13 protein-coding genes are annotated in these 13,466 nt (G+C 69.8%); 10 read left to right on the forward strand and 3 right to left on the reverse strand.

Translation table 11 applies throughout. From position 1 onward, the window contains the following. Nucleotides 1–17: 17 nt before the first annotated feature. Both VLF38_RS03680 and VLF38_RS03685 read left to right on the forward strand, forming a co-directional pair. Nucleotides 18–1,115, forward strand: coding sequence for a Zn-dependent alcohol dehydrogenase (locus VLF38_RS03680; RefSeq protein WP_325269932.1), 1,098 nt, complete (start codon nt 18–20; stop codon nt 1,113–1,115). Between the two features lie 27 nt (nt 1,116–1,142). Further along, the gene (locus VLF38_RS03685) at nt 1,143–2,606 is read left to right on the forward strand and encodes an aldehyde dehydrogenase family protein (RefSeq protein WP_325269933.1); all 1,464 of its coding nucleotides are present in this window, start codon (nt 1,143–1,145) and stop codon (nt 2,604–2,606) included. An 18-nt stretch (nt 2,607–2,624) separates the two neighbouring features. Here the strand turns inward: VLF38_RS03685 and VLF38_RS03690 are convergent, their stop codons facing one another. Then, nucleotides 2,625–3,230, reverse strand: coding sequence for a TetR/AcrR family transcriptional regulator (locus VLF38_RS03690; RefSeq protein ID WP_325269934.1), 606 nt, complete (start codon nt 3,228–3,230; stop codon nt 2,625–2,627). Nucleotides 3,231–3,439: 209 nt separating this feature from the next. Here VLF38_RS03690 and VLF38_RS03695 point away from each other — a divergent pair, with 209 nt between their 5' ends. The 3 genes from VLF38_RS03695 to VLF38_RS03705 are packed head-to-tail and all read left to right on the forward strand — an operon-like array spanning nt 3,440 to nt 7,083. Beyond that, nucleotides 3,440–4,906 carry an MFS transporter gene (locus tag VLF38_RS03695; protein WP_325269935.1) on the forward strand — a complete coding sequence of 489 codons (1,467 nt, stop codon included), beginning with the start codon at nt 3,440–3,442 and terminating at the stop codon, nt 4,904–4,906. A 57-nt stretch (nt 4,907–4,963) separates the two neighbouring features. Further along, nucleotides 4,964–5,722: a hypothetical protein gene (locus VLF38_RS03700; protein WP_325269936.1), complete on the forward strand. Its 759-nt coding sequence runs from the start codon at nt 4,964–4,966 to the stop codon at nt 5,720–5,722. Then, on the forward strand, nt 5,719–7,083 hold the full coding sequence (locus VLF38_RS03705; RefSeq protein ID WP_325269937.1) for an FAD-binding oxidoreductase: 1,365 nt from the start codon (nt 5,719–5,721) through the stop codon (nt 7,081–7,083). The genes VLF38_RS03700 and VLF38_RS03705 overlap by 4 nt, the downstream gene beginning before the upstream one ends. A gap of 159 nt (nt 7,084–7,242) precedes the next feature. On the opposite strand, the gene ccrA is transcribed toward VLF38_RS03705, so the two are convergent. Both ccrA and mce read right to left on the reverse strand, forming a co-directional pair. Beyond that, the gene (gene ccrA / locus VLF38_RS03710) at nt 7,243–8,580 is read right to left on the reverse strand and encodes a crotonyl-CoA carboxylase/reductase (RefSeq protein ID WP_325269938.1); all 1,338 of its coding nucleotides are present in this window, start codon (nt 8,578–8,580) and stop codon (nt 7,243–7,245) included. A 175-nt stretch (nt 8,581–8,755) separates the two neighbouring features. Further along, nucleotides 8,756–9,211: a methylmalonyl-CoA epimerase gene (gene mce, locus VLF38_RS03715; RefSeq protein ID WP_414689356.1), complete on the reverse strand. Its 456-nt coding sequence runs from the start codon at nt 9,209–9,211 to the stop codon at nt 8,756–8,758. 144 nt (nt 9,212–9,355) lie between these two features. Between mce and VLF38_RS03720 the strand changes: the two genes are divergently transcribed. The 5 genes from VLF38_RS03720 to VLF38_RS03740 all read left to right on the forward strand — a co-directional run bounded on the left by VLF38_RS03720 (nt 9,356) and on the right by VLF38_RS03740 (nt 13,339). Continuing rightward, complete coding sequence (locus tag VLF38_RS03720) at nt 9,356–10,546, forward strand: acetyl-CoA C-acetyltransferase (RefSeq protein WP_325269940.1); 1,191 nt, start codon at nt 9,356–9,358, stop codon at nt 10,544–10,546. Then, complete coding sequence (gene meaB / locus VLF38_RS03725) at nt 10,546–11,541, forward strand: methylmalonyl Co-A mutase-associated GTPase MeaB (RefSeq protein WP_325269941.1); 996 nt, start codon at nt 10,546–10,548, stop codon at nt 11,539–11,541. The genes VLF38_RS03720 and meaB overlap by 1 nt, the downstream gene beginning before the upstream one ends. 128 nt (nt 11,542–11,669) lie before the next feature. Next, nucleotides 11,670–11,852: a hypothetical protein gene (locus tag VLF38_RS03730; RefSeq protein WP_325269942.1), complete on the forward strand. Its 183-nt coding sequence runs from the start codon at nt 11,670–11,672 to the stop codon at nt 11,850–11,852. A gap of 7 nt (nt 11,853–11,859) precedes the next feature. Continuing rightward, a complete protein-coding gene (locus VLF38_RS03735) occupies nt 11,860–12,378 on the forward strand; it encodes a PH domain-containing protein (RefSeq protein ID WP_325269943.1) in 519 nt (172 codons plus the stop codon). 28 nt (nt 12,379–12,406) lie between these two features. Then, nucleotides 12,407–13,339 (forward strand): co-chaperone YbbN, encoded by a 933-nt coding sequence (locus tag VLF38_RS03740; protein WP_325269944.1) that lies wholly within the window; start codon nt 12,407–12,409, stop codon nt 13,337–13,339. Nucleotides 13,340–13,466: the final 127 nt, after the last annotated feature.

Below are 13,466 nucleotides of genomic sequence, written 5' to 3' on the forward strand. Positions count from 1 at the left end.
CTCACAAGGAGACCGACATGATCGAGACCCAGGCGGCGGTGCTCACCGCCCTCAACGAGCCGCTCGAGCTCACCACGATCCGGGTCGACGACCCGGAGCCGCACGAGGTGCGGCTGAAGGTCACCAACGTGGGACTGTGTCACAGCGACCTCCACTACATGACCGGGTCGGTGCCCACCGGCATCCCGGCCGTCCTCGGTCACGAGGTGGCCGGCGTGGTCGAGGCGGTCGGTTCTGCCGTGACCTCCCTGCAGCCGGGCGACCGGGTGACCGGTGCGCTGACGCCGTCGTGCGGACGCTGCTCCTACTGCGAGGCGGGCCACTCCACGCAGTGCGTGCGCCTCGACGAGGTGCGCGAGCGGAAGCGTCCCGGATTTGAGACTGTGGACGGCCAGGCCATCGAGCGGCTCGGCTCGATCGGAGCGTTCTCGCAGCACGTGCTCATGCGCGAGAACGCGCTGGTGAAGCTCCCCGACGACGTCCCGCTGCACGTGGGCTGCCTGCTCTCGTGCTGCATCGTCACCGGTGTCGGTGCGGTCTTCCGCGGCGCCGAGGTGCGACCGGGCAGCACCGTCGCCGTCATCGGCTGCGGTGGCGTGGGCTCCGCGATCATCCAGGGCGCCCGGCTCGCCGGTGCCTCGGCGATCGTCGCCATCGACCTCGACGAGGACCGGCTCAAGGCCGCGCGGGGCTACGGGGCCACCCACGTCATCAACGCTGGCGAGGGCGACACCGTCGAGGAGCTGCACCGGCTGCTCGGCGATGGGGTCGACTACGCCTTCGAGGCGGTCGGGTCGGCGCGCACCGCGCAGACGGCGTTCGCGCTGCTGCGTCCGACCGGCACCGCGTGCCTGGTCGGCATCGCGCCCATGGGTACCGAGATTCCTGTGCCGGCGATGGACTTCTGGTACCAGGAGAAGCGCCTGATCGGCTCCTACATGGGGTCGGGCCAGGCCCGTGAGGACATCGCCCAGTTCGCCCGGCTCTACCAGCAGGGCCGACTCCTGCTCGACGAGATGGTCACCCGGGTCATCCCGTTCGCGGAGATCAACGAGGGCTTCGAGCACATGTTGTCCGGCGACGTGACCCGCATCGTCGTCGACCTCCAGTCCTGACCATCCCCTAGCGAAGAGGTGAGCCGCATGGCCAGCCACGACATCACGTTGCCGCAGCCGGTGAACTACATCGCCGACGAGTGGTCCGAGTGCGCCACCCTCGGCGACACCTGGAACCTCGACCCCAACACCCTCGAGCCGGTGCACCGCACGGTCACGACGACGCCGGCGGACCTCGAACGTGCCCTGCGGCACGCCGAACGCTCCTACGACGGCCGTCCCTGGGACGACGAGGCGCGCCAGCAGCGCGCGGAGGTCCTCGACAAGGTCGCCACGCTCCTCGAGGGACGTGCCGAGGAGATCGCCCGGGCCGATGCCCTGACCAGTGGTACGCCCATCGGGTTCACACGGACGGTCGCGGGGTTCCTGCCGTACCGGATCCGGGCCGCGGCCGCCGACCTGCTCGCCACGCCCCGGGTGACGGCCCTGGCGGCCGGCGGTCGCGACGTACGGCTGCACAAGGTGGCGTGGGGCCCTGCGGCGATCCTGACGCCGTGGAACGGGCCCAGCTTCATCCCGGCAGCCAAGGTGGTCAGTGCGATCGCTGCGGGCTGTCCGGTGATCCTCAAGCCGTCGGAGCACGCGCCGGCGAGCGCCCAGATCGTCGCTGAGTGCTTCGTCGAGGCGGGGCTGCCCAGCGGGGCCTTCCAGCTCCTGCACGGCACGGGCGACGTCGGCGCGGGGCTGACGTCGGACCCTCGGATCAAGGTGGTCTCGTTCACGGGTGGTCCCGGAGCGGGCCGTGCCATCGCGCGCGCCGGCGCCGAGGACTTCAAGGTGCTCCAGCTCGAGTTGGGTGGCAACAACCCGGTGATCGTGCTGGAGGACGCCGACGTCGACGTCACCGCCAACGGGATCCTCGAGGGCATGACGAAGATCAACGGCCAGTGGTGCGAGGGGCCGGGCAAGGTCCTCGCGCCGCGGGCGATGGTCGAGCCCCTGGTCGAGGCCCTGACCGAGCGGATCTCGAAGCTCGTCGTCGGCCACTCGCTCGACGAGGCCTCGCAGGTCGGCCCGATGTCCAACCAGCCGCACTTCGCGACCCTGCAGAGTCGCATCGAGGGGCTGTGGGAGCTGGGAGCGACCATCCACCGGCCCGCGCAGCTGCCCGACCTCGGCGGCCTCTTCATGTCGCCGGCGGTCGCCGTCGGTGCCGATCCGGAGAAGGCGACCGCCGAGCTCTTCGGGCCACTGGTCTCCCTCCACGCGGTCGACTCCGAGGACGAGGCACTGCGCATCGCGAACGCCAACCCGTCGGGGCTGGATGCCTACGTCTTCGGCAGCGACACGGACCGGGCGATCGACGTGGGCGCGCGCATCATCGCGGGCGAGGTGCGCGTCAACGGTGCAAAGGTCGCTGATCTCGGCGACGACTCCGCACAGAGCTTCTGGGGCCCGTCGGGCATCGGCGGGCACGGGCCGAACGAGTCGGTCCGGGTCTTCTGCGGTGACCGGGTCGTCGGAGTGGACTCGCCCGAGCTCCCACTCTGAGCCGAGGAGGAGCCGGCGTCAGCGTCCTGCTGGCGCCGGCTCGATCCCTGCCGTGAGCCAGGCGTCGAGGGCGGCGGCGGCCACGTCCATCTGCCTCGCCGCGACAGTGCGGTCGCCATAGGTGAGCCAGTTGACGGCGAAGCCATCAGCGAGGGTCGCGAGGACGTAGGCGAGCTCCTCGATGGACTCGTCGGCGACGGGCTCTGTGCACGCACGCCTGAGCTCGGTGCGCAGTGTGTCGAACGCCTGGTCGTAGACCGCGATGCCGCGATCCTCGTGCTGGCGACGCGCCCAGCTGATCAGGTCGAACGTGGCCGCGGTGAAGCTGGGGGAGTCCAGGTAGGTCTGCATGACGCCCCGCAGGATGCCGCGCGCCGCATCCGCCAGCGAGGTCCCCGGGTTGCTCTGCTCGATCGTCTCGCGGTACTGACCGGCCACGTAGGCGAAGACGTCGGTGAAGAGCGCCTCCTTGGAGTCGTAGCAGTAGTGCAGCATCGCCAGGTTGGCCTTGGCCTGGTCGGCGATCTTGCGCGTGGTCGCGCCGTCGATGCCGTGCGTGGCGATCACCTCGACGGCGGCCTGGATGAAGTCGTTGCGCCGCTGAGCGGCGGGAATGCGTGGCACGAGAACTCCTTCCCGGGGAGCGCCCCACGACTAGGACGCTTGATTAAGTCGCTACGGGCCGAGGGTAGCAGCCGACATGTGACCAACGAGGGGGCGGCGGTCGATTTTTCTTGGTCAAACACCTTGATCAGATGACTAACTTCAACTTAACGTGGGTCACGTCACACCTACGGCCCGGACGATCCGGCCACCACGATTCGGAGAACGGCATGACTCAGACGCACGAGAGGGGCGGGCGCTCGACGGCCGCGACAGAGACCGGCGCCAGCAAGGCGCGACTCATCGCCATCGGCTCGCTGCTGGTCGTCCTGACCAACGCGATCATCTTCATCCTGCCGCCGCTGCTGCCCGTCATCCAGGCGCAGTACGGGCTCGAGACCGTGGCCGAGACGATGTGGCTCTTCACGGGGCTCACCCTGGGTGGAGGCGCGGGCTTTATCCTGCTGCCGCGCCTGGCCGACCTGCACGGCGACCGCAACGCCAACGTCGCCGCAGCGGCCTTCCTCACGGTCGGGGCGTTCGCGCCGGCGGTGGGTGACTCCTACGCCACCCTGCTCGCCGGCTGTTGTCTCATGGGCTTCGGCAGCGCGGCCCAGGTGCTCCCGCTCGGCTTCCTGCGGAGGGGCCTCGGCGAGGGCGGCATCGGTGCCGCGGTCGGGGTCCTGGTCATCGGCACCGGCGTGGGCATTGTGGCCGGCATGATCGGTGGTGGGCTGATCGTCCAGAACCTCTCGCTGCAGACCTTCTTCGTCATCCTCACCGCCGTGGGTGCGGTGACCACGCTCGCGTCGTACGTGATGATCCCGCACGCTCCGCCCGCCGAGCGGACCGGCCGCATGGGCGTCGTCGGCACGGTGTGGATGATCGCCTGGCTCGCCGCCATCCTGCTGACGCTCACGCAGGGCCTGGTCTGGGGCAACGCCGCGCTGATCCCCTTGGTGCTCGGCGTGGCCGGAGGCATCGCCTGGTTCCGGGTCGAGCGCAGGTCGACCACGGCGGTCTTCGACGTCACGCTGATGAAGACGCCGCTCGTCACCGCCTCGTGCATCTGCATCGCGCTCTTCGCCGCCGTCAACGCGGCCTTCCTGCTCCTCGTCAGCACCTACGCGCAGATCATCCCCGAGGCGCTGCGCCCGGTCGACGCCTACGGCCTCGGCCTCAGCGCCCTGGAGACCGGCTGGCTCATGGTGCCGTTCGCGGTGACGTTCGTCGTCGGCGGCGTGATCGCCGACGGCCCGGTCAACAACGGCCGTGCCGTCCCGGTCTTCGTCGGTGGAGCGCTGATCAGCGCGGCCGGGCTCGCGTGGCTCGCCGTCGCCCACGACCAGCAGTGGCACTACCTCGTAGGCGCCGCGATCATCGGCCTCGGCTGCAGCATCGGCTACGCCGCCGGCTTCACGCTGGTGCAGCTCGCCGTGCCCGAGGAGAAGGCGGGCATGGCGACCGGCATCGCCGGCACCTTCCTGGCGGTCGGCTTCGCGTTCGGCACGGCCCTGGTCACCGCGGACCTCAGCGCCTCCCTCGTCCCCGTGCCCGGCACGACCCTCGAGGTCGCCGCCGAGTCGCTGTACGGCGCCGGCTACTCGATCGCGGCGGTGCTCGCGCTCCTCGTCATCGTGACCGTGCTCGTCTCCCGTGCCCGCTCCGCGCGACGCGCCCCCGCGGTCGGCTCCTGACCGGGCGCCACGCTCCGCACCCCGACCACACCGACACCACCAGAAAGAAGTGAGCTCATGAGGGACGACATCTACGCCCTTGCCTTCCTGATCGGCGACCTGGTCATGATCGCCGGCGGCTACTGGGCCGGCTGGAAGTTCATCAAGCACTACGGCAACTACCTGCTCGGCATCGAGTGGTTCATCATCGCGACCTCGGGCGTGAACTTCCTGGTCTGGGCGCTCCGGTTCGCCGAGGACAAGGAGGCCGGCGCGGAGAGCCCGCAGTACGCCGTCGCCTTCTTCCTGGACGCCTTCTCGCGGTCGATCGGCGTCACCCTGCTGCTCGTCGTCGGCTTCCTCGCGGTGACGCACCGCCACAGGTCGACCATCGTCGTCGACGTCGCTGTCCTCGCGGTCGGGCTCGGGTTCGGTCTCTACCTGGGCCAGCCGAAGTTCCAGGACCACGTGGACGCATCCGGTCACCACATCCTCTACCCGGTTCCGGCAACGATCTACCTCGTCATGTGGCTGCTGACGCTGCTCTTCCTGCTCTACGTCACCAAGCGTCTGTGGAGCATCGGCGCGACCAAGGTTGCGGCCGCCACCCTGGTCGTCAGCGTGGCGGCCACGGGCATCGTCCTGTGCTACGACTTCTTCCCGTTCCCGGCCTCCGTCGACCCGCTCGAGGACCGCCCGCTCTTCTACGCGCTGGCACTCACGACGTGGGGCCTGCAGCTGTTCACCTACTTCTTCGCCTACCGCGCGCTCCACGACCACAACGTGGGGACCGGCGTTGACGAGGCCTCGCACGACCGCCAGGCGGCGGTTGCATGAAGACGGACCACGTCGCGTACGAGACGTTCTCCGGCTGGGTCGTCCCGCCGGCTCGCCTTGAGCCGCCGCTGACGGCCGACCTCGACTGCGATGTGGCCGTGATCGGCGGTGGCATCGGCGGGATGTCGACCGCGCTGCGGCTGGCCGAGCGCGGGCGCGACGTCGTAATGCTCGAGGCCGAGTTCTGCGGTCACGGCGCCAGCTCGCGCAACGCCGGCCAGCTCGCAGGGGCACCGGGTGGCGACCTCCAGCTGTTGAACCTGCTGTCGCGCAAGAAGATGCCGGGCATGATGCGGCTCGCCGAGCACGCCGCCCGGTACGTCGAGCAGCTCATCGCCACGCACGGCATCGACTGTGAGTACGAGGCGACCGGCAACGCGTTCGCCGCGACGTCGCGGGGGCAGATGGGCCGCGTGAGGCGGGTGGCGAAGATCGTCACCCGCGCAGGCGGCCACGTCGAGGTCGGCAGCTCTGAGGAGCTCGGTATCCCTCGCGGCTTCGTCGGCGGGATGCGCGAGGTCATCGGAGGTCGGATGAACCCGGGCAAGTTCAGCCTGGGCCTGCGCGAGGTCCTGCTCGGGTCGTCGGCACGGGTCTTCGAGAAGACCAGGGTCACCGACGTCGCCCGGGTCGGATCGGGCGTCGTCATCACCACTGCGCAGGGGAAGGTACGTGCGGCGAAGGTCGTGCTCGCCACCAACGCCTACGCCGGCGAGTGGGACATCACGCCCCGGCACCTCTCCGTTCCGATCTACGTCGCCGAGGTGGAGACCGAGCCGATCGACCCCGCGCGGACCGCAGCGCTCGGGTGGACCAGTGGCATGGGCCTGGTCACGCAGCACGCGATCATGGAGAACTACCGGCTCACCCCGCGCAACACGATCGTCTTCGGCGTACGCCGCCTCGAGCGCGGCACGAGCTATCCCCTGCAGGAGAAGGCGCCCAGCCGCGAGCTGGTCGAGGAGCTCGCGCGCGGGTTCGAGACCAGGTTCCCGTCGCTGGCGGACGTTGCTGTCGCGCGCGCCTGGGGCGGCTGGATCGCGATCACCTCGTCGTGGCTGCCGCTCGCCGGACAGATCGGCGACGACATCCACTACTCGATCGCCTGCAACGGCCACGGCCTCGCGCAGGCGCCGTACGTCGGAACGCTGATCGCCGACGCCATCGTCGACGGCGTACGGCATGAGGATCTGCAGACGCTGTGGCAGGAGAAGCCGAGGTTCCCGCGCCCGATGATGATGGGCCGCCCCGGCCTCCACACGATCTGGGCGATCGACCGCTTCAACGACCGGATCAACGGAAGTCGGCGCAACGCGCAGCGCGGAGCCGCTCGGGCGATCGAGGCTGTGCCGTCCGCCTGAGCCAACTGGTGCTGCAACCACGAACGCCCCCGCCGAGACCGGCGGGGGCGTTCGTGCGTGCTGCGTGGATCAGATCCCGCGGTCCCTACGTGCGGGACGTCTTGCGGGGCTCGGCTTCGGCAGACCTCGCTGGCGCTCGGCCTACCTCCGCCTCACTCCTCAGATCCCGCGGAACAGGTTGATCTTGTCGAGGTGCTTCGCGCGGAGCTCCTCGTTCTTCACGCCGAGGCCCTCCTCGTCAGCGAGGCAGAGCACGCCGACCTTGCCCTGGTGCTTGTTGTGGTGCACGTCGAGCGCGGCCTGGCCGGTCTCCTCGAGGGAGTAGACGCGCGACAGGGTCGGGTGGATCTTGCCCTGCGCGACGAGGCGGTTGGCCTCCCACGACTCGCGGTAGTTGGCGAAGTGCGAGGAGATGATGCGCTTGAGGTTCATCCACAGGTAGCGGTTGTCGTACTCGTGCATGTAGCCCGAGGTCGACGCGCAGGTGGTGATGGTGCCGCCCTTGCGGGTGACGTAGACCGAGGCACCGAAGGTCTCGCGGCCCGGGTGCTCGAAGACGATGTCGATGTCCTCGCCGCCGGTGAGCTCGCGGATCGCCTTGCCGAAGCGCTGCCACTCCTTCGGGTTCTGCTTGGTGCCCTCCTCGTTCCAGAACTTGGGGTCGAGCTCGGAGCGGTTGATCACCATCTCGGCACCCATGTTGCGGACGATCTGGGCCTTCTCCTCGTTGGAGACGACACAGACCGGGTTGGCGCCACCGTTGAGGGCGTACTGCGTGGCGAAGCCACCGAGGCCACCGGAGGCGCCCCAGATCAGGACGTTGTCGCCCTGCTTCATGCCGCCACCGTTCTTGGAGACGAGCTGGCGGTAGGCGGTGCAGTTGACCAGACCCGGCGACGCAGCCTCCTCCCAGGTGAGGTGCTCCGGCTTCGGCATCAGCTGGTTGGCCTTGACCATCGCGACGTCAGCGAGGCCGCCGAAGTTGGTCTCGAAGCCCCAGATGCGCTGGGACGGGTCCATCATCGTGTCGCTGTGGCCGTCGGGCGCCTCGAGCTCGACCGAGAGGCAGTGGGCGACGACGCGGTCGCCGGCCTTCCACTTGGTCACGCCCGGGCCAACAGCCAGGACGACGCCCGCGAGGTCGGAGCCGACGATGTGGTACGGCAGGTCGTGGCGCTTGCCGAGGGCCGACTCACGGCCGTAGCGCTCGAGGAAGCCGAACGTCGAGACCGGCTCGAAGATCGAGGTCCAGACGGTGTTGTAGTTGATGGCCGACGCCATGACGGCGACGATCGCCTCGCCCGGGCCGATCTCCGGCATCGCGACCTCGTCGAGGTGGAGCGACTTGCGCGGGTCCTTGTCGCGGGACTGCTGGCCCTCGAACATGTCGACCTCGTCCTTGTGGACGGTGACGGCGCGGTAGGACTCGGGAAGCTCGAGGTTCGCGAACTCCTCGGCCGAAGCCTCGTTCTTGATCGCGTCGAGAATGTTCTGCACTGGGGTGACTCCCTGTGTTCTCAGTTCGGCGGTGTTGCCACATCGGATTGGGGCGAAACAATTGGGGCGAAGCATAAGCGCGCGCACGGCCTCACGGCAGAGGCTGTGCGCGACGTCTCAAGCCGCTTGAAGAGTCCTTCAAGCGGTCAGTTCTGCGGGTGGTGCCGCAGCCCGCTCAGTGGTGGGCGTCGGGGTTCGGCTCGACCAGCTCGACGAGCACGCCGCCGGCGTCCTTCGGGTGGATGAAGTTGACGCGGGAGTTGGACGTGCCGCGCTTCGGCTCCGGGTAGAGCAGGCGGAGTCCGCGCTCCCGCAGGATCTCGCAGACGGCGTCGATGTCGGTGACGCGGTAGGCGAGCTGCTGCAGTCCCGGGCCGGACTTGGCCAAAAACTTGCCGATCGTGGTGTCCGGGGAGAGGGGCGCCAGGAGCTGGATGTGGGACCCGGTGTCGCCCACGGCCACCATGGCCTCGCGGACGCCCTGCTCCTCGTTGGTCTCCTCGTGCGCGACCTTCATGCCGAACTTCTCGGTGTAGAAGGCGATCGCCTCGTCGAGGTCGGGCACGGCGATGCCGACGTGGTCGATGGCGATGAACAGGTGCTCAGGAATCTCGACAGTCATGAGCCACATCCTGCCCCAGCCGTGCACCGGTGCTACGTCGTACGCCGCGTCTCGGGCACCGTGACGGGGTCCACATCCCAATCACCTACTCGCGCCTACGCAGCGGCGACTACGCTCGAGAGCATCCAAGTTTTCTTTACCCAGGAGGCATCCATGTCCGGATCCGTCATCGTCGCGGGTGCGCGCACCCCGGTCGGCAAGTTCCTCGGCGGGCTCTCCAGCCTCTCCGCCGCCGACCTCGGTGGCATCGCGATCAAGGGCGCCCTGGAGAAGGCCGGCATCTCCGGCGACCAGGTCGAGTACGTGATCATGGGTCACGTCATCCAGGCCGGCACCGGTCAGATCACCGCCCGCCAGGCTGCGGTCAAGGGCGGCATCCCGATGAACGTCCCGGCCAACACCATCAACAAGGTCTGCCTCTCCGGCATCAACGCGATCGCGCTGGCCGACCAGCTGATCCGCGCCGGTGAGCACGACGTCATCGTCGCCGGTGGCATGGAGTCCATGTCGCAGGCCCCGCACGTCGTCCCCGGCTCGCGCAACGGCACGAAGATGGGCGACTGGAAGCTCATCGACTCGATGATGTACGACGCGCTGCACGACCAGTTCACCAACCAGGGCATGGGCAACCTGACCGAGGGCTGCAACGCCGCCGGCGCCAAGCTCTCCCGCGAGGAGCAGGACGCCTTCTCCGCGCAGTCGCACCAGCGTGCCGCCGCTGCCTGGAAGAACGGCGTCTTCGCCGATGAGGTCGTGCCGGTCACCATCACCACCCGCAAGGGCGAGACGGTCGTCTCCGAGGACGAGGGCATCATCGCCTCGACCACCACCGAGTCGCTCGCCGGCCTCCGCCCGGCGTTCGCCAAGGACGGCACGATCACGGCCGGCTCTGCCTCGCAGATCTCCGACGGTGCCGCCGCGGTCGTCGTCATGAGCAAGAAGAAGGCCGAGGAGCTCGGCATCGAATGGCTCGCCGAGATCGGTGCCTCCGGCCAGGTCGCCGGCCCCGACTCGACGCTGCAGCTGCAGCCGGCCAACGCGATCGCCAAGGCCGTCGAGAAGCAGGGCATCTCGGTCGAGGACATCGACCTCTTCGAGCTCAACGAGGCCTTCGCTGCCGTCGGCATCGAGTCGGCCCGCCAGCTCGGCGTCTCCGAGGAGAAGGTCAACGTCAACGGTGGCGCCATCGCCATCGGTCACCCGCTCGGCATGTCGGGTGCGCGCATCACGCTGCACCTCGCCCTCGAGCTCGCCCGCCGCGGTGGCGGCACGGGTGCTGCTGCCCTCTGTGGCGGTGGCGGCCAGGGTGACGCGCTGATCATCACGGTCCCCGCCAAGGCCTGATGAGCTCCACGCACAACGCTGTGACGGCCGGCCGACCCTCGGGTCGGTCGGCCGTCGCCGTTCCCGAGCTCATCGAGCAGGCGCGCGCCGGCTCGCCGCGCGCAGTCGCCCGGCTGATCACCCTCGTCGAGGAGGCCTCGCCGCTGCTGCGCGAGGTGATGGCGGCCCTGATGCCGTACGCCGGCCACGCCCGCATCGTCGGACTGACCGGCTCGCCCGGCGTCGGCAAGTCGACCTCGACGTCGGCGCTGGTCACCGAGCTGCGCAAGCAGGGGCAGCGCGTCGCCGTGCTCGCGGTCGACCCGTCGTCGCCGTTCTCCGGAGGAGCACTGCTGGGCGACCGCGTGCGGATGTCGCTGCACGCCACCGACCCCGACGTCTACATCCGCTCGATGGCCTCGCGCGGTCACCTCGGCGGCCTCTCGTGGGCGACCCCCCAGGCACTGCGGGTGCTCGACGCCGCCGGCTTCGACACGATCCTGCTCGAGACCGTCGGCGTCGGCCAGAGCGAGGTCGAGGTCGCCGGGCTCGCCGACACCACGGTCGTCCTGCTCGCGCCCGGCATGGGTGACGGCATCCAGGCGGCCAAGGCCGGCATCCTCGAGATCGGCGACCTGTACGTCGTCAACAAGGCCGACCGCGACGGTGCCGCCCAGGTCTCCCGCGACCTGCGCGGCATGCTGTCGCACTCCGAGCGCGCCGCCGAGGCGTGGAAGCGACCGATCCTCAAGACCGTCGCCCAGGACGGCACCGGTGTGCCGGAGGTCGTCGCCGCGATCGGGGAGCACCGCACCTACCTGGAGTCGACCGGCGAGCTCGCGCTCCGGCGTACGAAGCGGGCCCGGGTGGAGGTCGAGGAGATCGCCTTGGGCGAGCTGCGGCGACGCTGGGGCGCGGTCTCGGGGAGTGCCGAGCTCGACGTGCTGGCGGCTCGCGTGTCGACCGGCGACCTCGATCCGTACGCCGCCGCGGACGAGCTGCTCGAGGCTCCGTAGCCCGTCCGAAGGCTTCCGGCGCCGCTGCGCGGCGAGCCTCCGTGCGTACGCGTGGTGCTGGTGTTACCAATGGGCTTGATCTGTGCGCCGCTGCGGCGCGCCCTCCGGGACCCTGAAGGACGTCTGCGATGAACGCCAAGAAGCTCGTGCTGCTGGTGCTGGTGGTCTTCATCGGCTTCTGGCTCTACCAGGACCCCCAGGGCCTGGCCGACGTGGCGGCTGATGGCGGCGGCAAGCTCTGGTCGCTCACGACCGACCTCTTCGACTCGGTCATCTCCTTCGTCTCGAGCTTCCTGGACCAGACGGCCTGAGCCCCTGATGGGCCTCCTGCAGCGCTTCGCTGATCCCGCGATCGGCAAGCACCTCCTGCGTGACGAGGGCGAGGTCATCGTCGACGAGGTCGGCCACCACTGGATCGTCTACACGCTCCCGGTCATCGAGGTCGTCGGAGCGGTGGCGCTGCTCTGCGCGACGCCGTTCGTCGCGCTCGGGATGGCGTGGGTGCCGATGCTGCTCGCGCTCGCCGTCGCGCTGCACGCGCTCTGGCAGGCCCTCTCCGAGCACATGGACCGGTTCGTGGTCACGAACATGCGGGTCTTCCGCGTCCAGGGCGTGCTCGGCCAGCAGGTGGCGACCATGCCGCTCAGCCGGATCCTCGACATCACGGTGACCAAGCCGCTGCAGGGTCGACTGCTCGGCTACGGCCACTTCGTCTTCGAGTCCGCGGCGCAGGAGCAGGGCCTGCGCGACATCCGCTACGTCGCCCGCCCCGACCAGCGGGACCTCGCCATCCAGCGGGTGGTCGCCCGCGCCGGCCTCCGACCCTCTGTGAACTGAGCGCTTGCCCATCGGGGAGGATGGCCCCATGACGCAGCAGCCGTTCTCCCGTCCTGGTGCCATCGACCTCTCGGCGCTCAAGCGCCCCGCCGCTCCGTCCGCCCCTGCCGGTGACGCCCCGGCCGCCGGCGGCGTCGCGCGTGCCTACTCGGTGACGCTCGACGAGCAGAGCTTCCAGGGCGTGCTCGAGGCCTCGATGCACGCTCCCGTCGTGCTCGCCTTCTTCGCCCCCGAGCGCTCGCCCGAGACCTCGGCGTACGCCGATGACGTCGCCTCGGCGGTCGAGACGCAGGAGGGCCGGTTCCTCTGTGGCCTCGTCGACGTGGACGCCAACCCCCAGCTCGCGCAGGCGATGCAGATCCCGACCGTGCCGCTCATGTTGATCCTGCTCGACGGCCGCCCGGTGACACAGCCGATCACCGGCCTGCTCTCCGGCGAGGAGATCGACACGCTGCTGCAGTCGATGGCCCAGCAACTCACGGCGCAGGGCATCACGCAGCGCCACAAGCCGCGCGCCACGGTGGCGGCCGAGGGTGACGAGGATGCGGTCGACCCGCGCTACGCGCCCGCCCAGGAGGCGCTCGAGCGCGGCGACATCGACGCTGCCGTCGCGGAGTACCAGAAGCTCGTCGACGGCAACCCCGCCGACACCGAGGCGGCCGCCGGCCTGGCCATGGCGAAGGTCCTGCAGCGCACGTCCGGCGTCGACCTCAACGTCGCGCGGACCGCTGCCGCGGAGAGCCCGGACGACGTGGACGCGCAGACCCTGGTCGCCGACCTCGACCTGCTGGGCGGCCACGTCGACGACGCGTTCAACCGCCTCGTAGGGCTCGTCGCCCGCACGTCCGGCGACGACCGGGCCCGTGCGCGCGAGCACCTGATCGGTCTCTTCGCCGCCGTCGGCAACGAGGACCCGCGGGTGCTGCGTGGCCGTCAGAACCTCGCCTCCGCGCTCTTCTGACCGTCGGGGCCGGCGGAGCAGTTAGCCCCGGAGGGCGTCGACCACCGCGCGGATCGCGGGGGAGGTCGCGCTGCTGCGGCGGTGCAGCACCGTGACGGTCCGCGTCGGCACGGGGTCGTACGCCGGC

Source organism: Nocardioides sp. (assembly GCF_035481145.1).
Lineage (GTDB): Bacteria > Actinomycetota > Actinomycetes > Propionibacteriales > Nocardioidaceae > Nocardioides.

What these genes read in the sequence shown, in the direction of transcription:
- VLF38_RS03705 (WP_325269937.1), top strand. Translation starts at nt 5,719, where the DNA reads ATGAAGACGGACCACGTCGCGTACGAGACGTTCTCCGGCTGGGTCGTC.
- meaB (WP_325269941.1), top strand. Translation starts at nt 10,546, where the DNA reads ATGAGCTCCACGCACAACGCTGTGACGGCCGGCCGACCCTCGGGTCGG.
- VLF38_RS03740 (WP_325269944.1), top strand. Translation starts at nt 12,407, where the DNA reads ATGACGCAGCAGCCGTTCTCCCGTCCTGGTGCCATCGACCTCTCGGCG.
- VLF38_RS03700 (WP_325269936.1), top strand. Translation starts at nt 4,964, where the DNA reads ATGAGGGACGACATCTACGCCCTTGCCTTCCTGATCGGCGACCTGGTC.
- VLF38_RS03695 (WP_325269935.1), top strand. Translation starts at nt 3,440, where the DNA reads ATGACTCAGACGCACGAGAGGGGCGGGCGCTCGACGGCCGCGACAGAG.
- VLF38_RS03680 (WP_325269932.1), top strand. Translation starts at nt 18, where the DNA reads ATGATCGAGACCCAGGCGGCGGTGCTCACCGCCCTCAACGAGCCGCTC.
- VLF38_RS03685 (WP_325269933.1), top strand. Translation starts at nt 1,143, where the DNA reads ATGGCCAGCCACGACATCACGTTGCCGCAGCCGGTGAACTACATCGCC.
- mce (WP_414689356.1), bottom strand. Translation starts at nt 9,211, where the DNA reads ATGTGGCTCATGACTGTCGAGATTCCTGAGCACCTGTTCATCGCCATC.
- VLF38_RS03730 (WP_325269942.1), top strand. Translation starts at nt 11,670, where the DNA reads ATGAACGCCAAGAAGCTCGTGCTGCTGGTGCTGGTGGTCTTCATCGGC.
- VLF38_RS03720 (WP_325269940.1), top strand. Translation starts at nt 9,356, where the DNA reads ATGTCCGGATCCGTCATCGTCGCGGGTGCGCGCACCCCGGTCGGCAAG.
- VLF38_RS03735 (WP_325269943.1), top strand. Translation starts at nt 11,860, where the DNA reads ATGGGCCTCCTGCAGCGCTTCGCTGATCCCGCGATCGGCAAGCACCTC.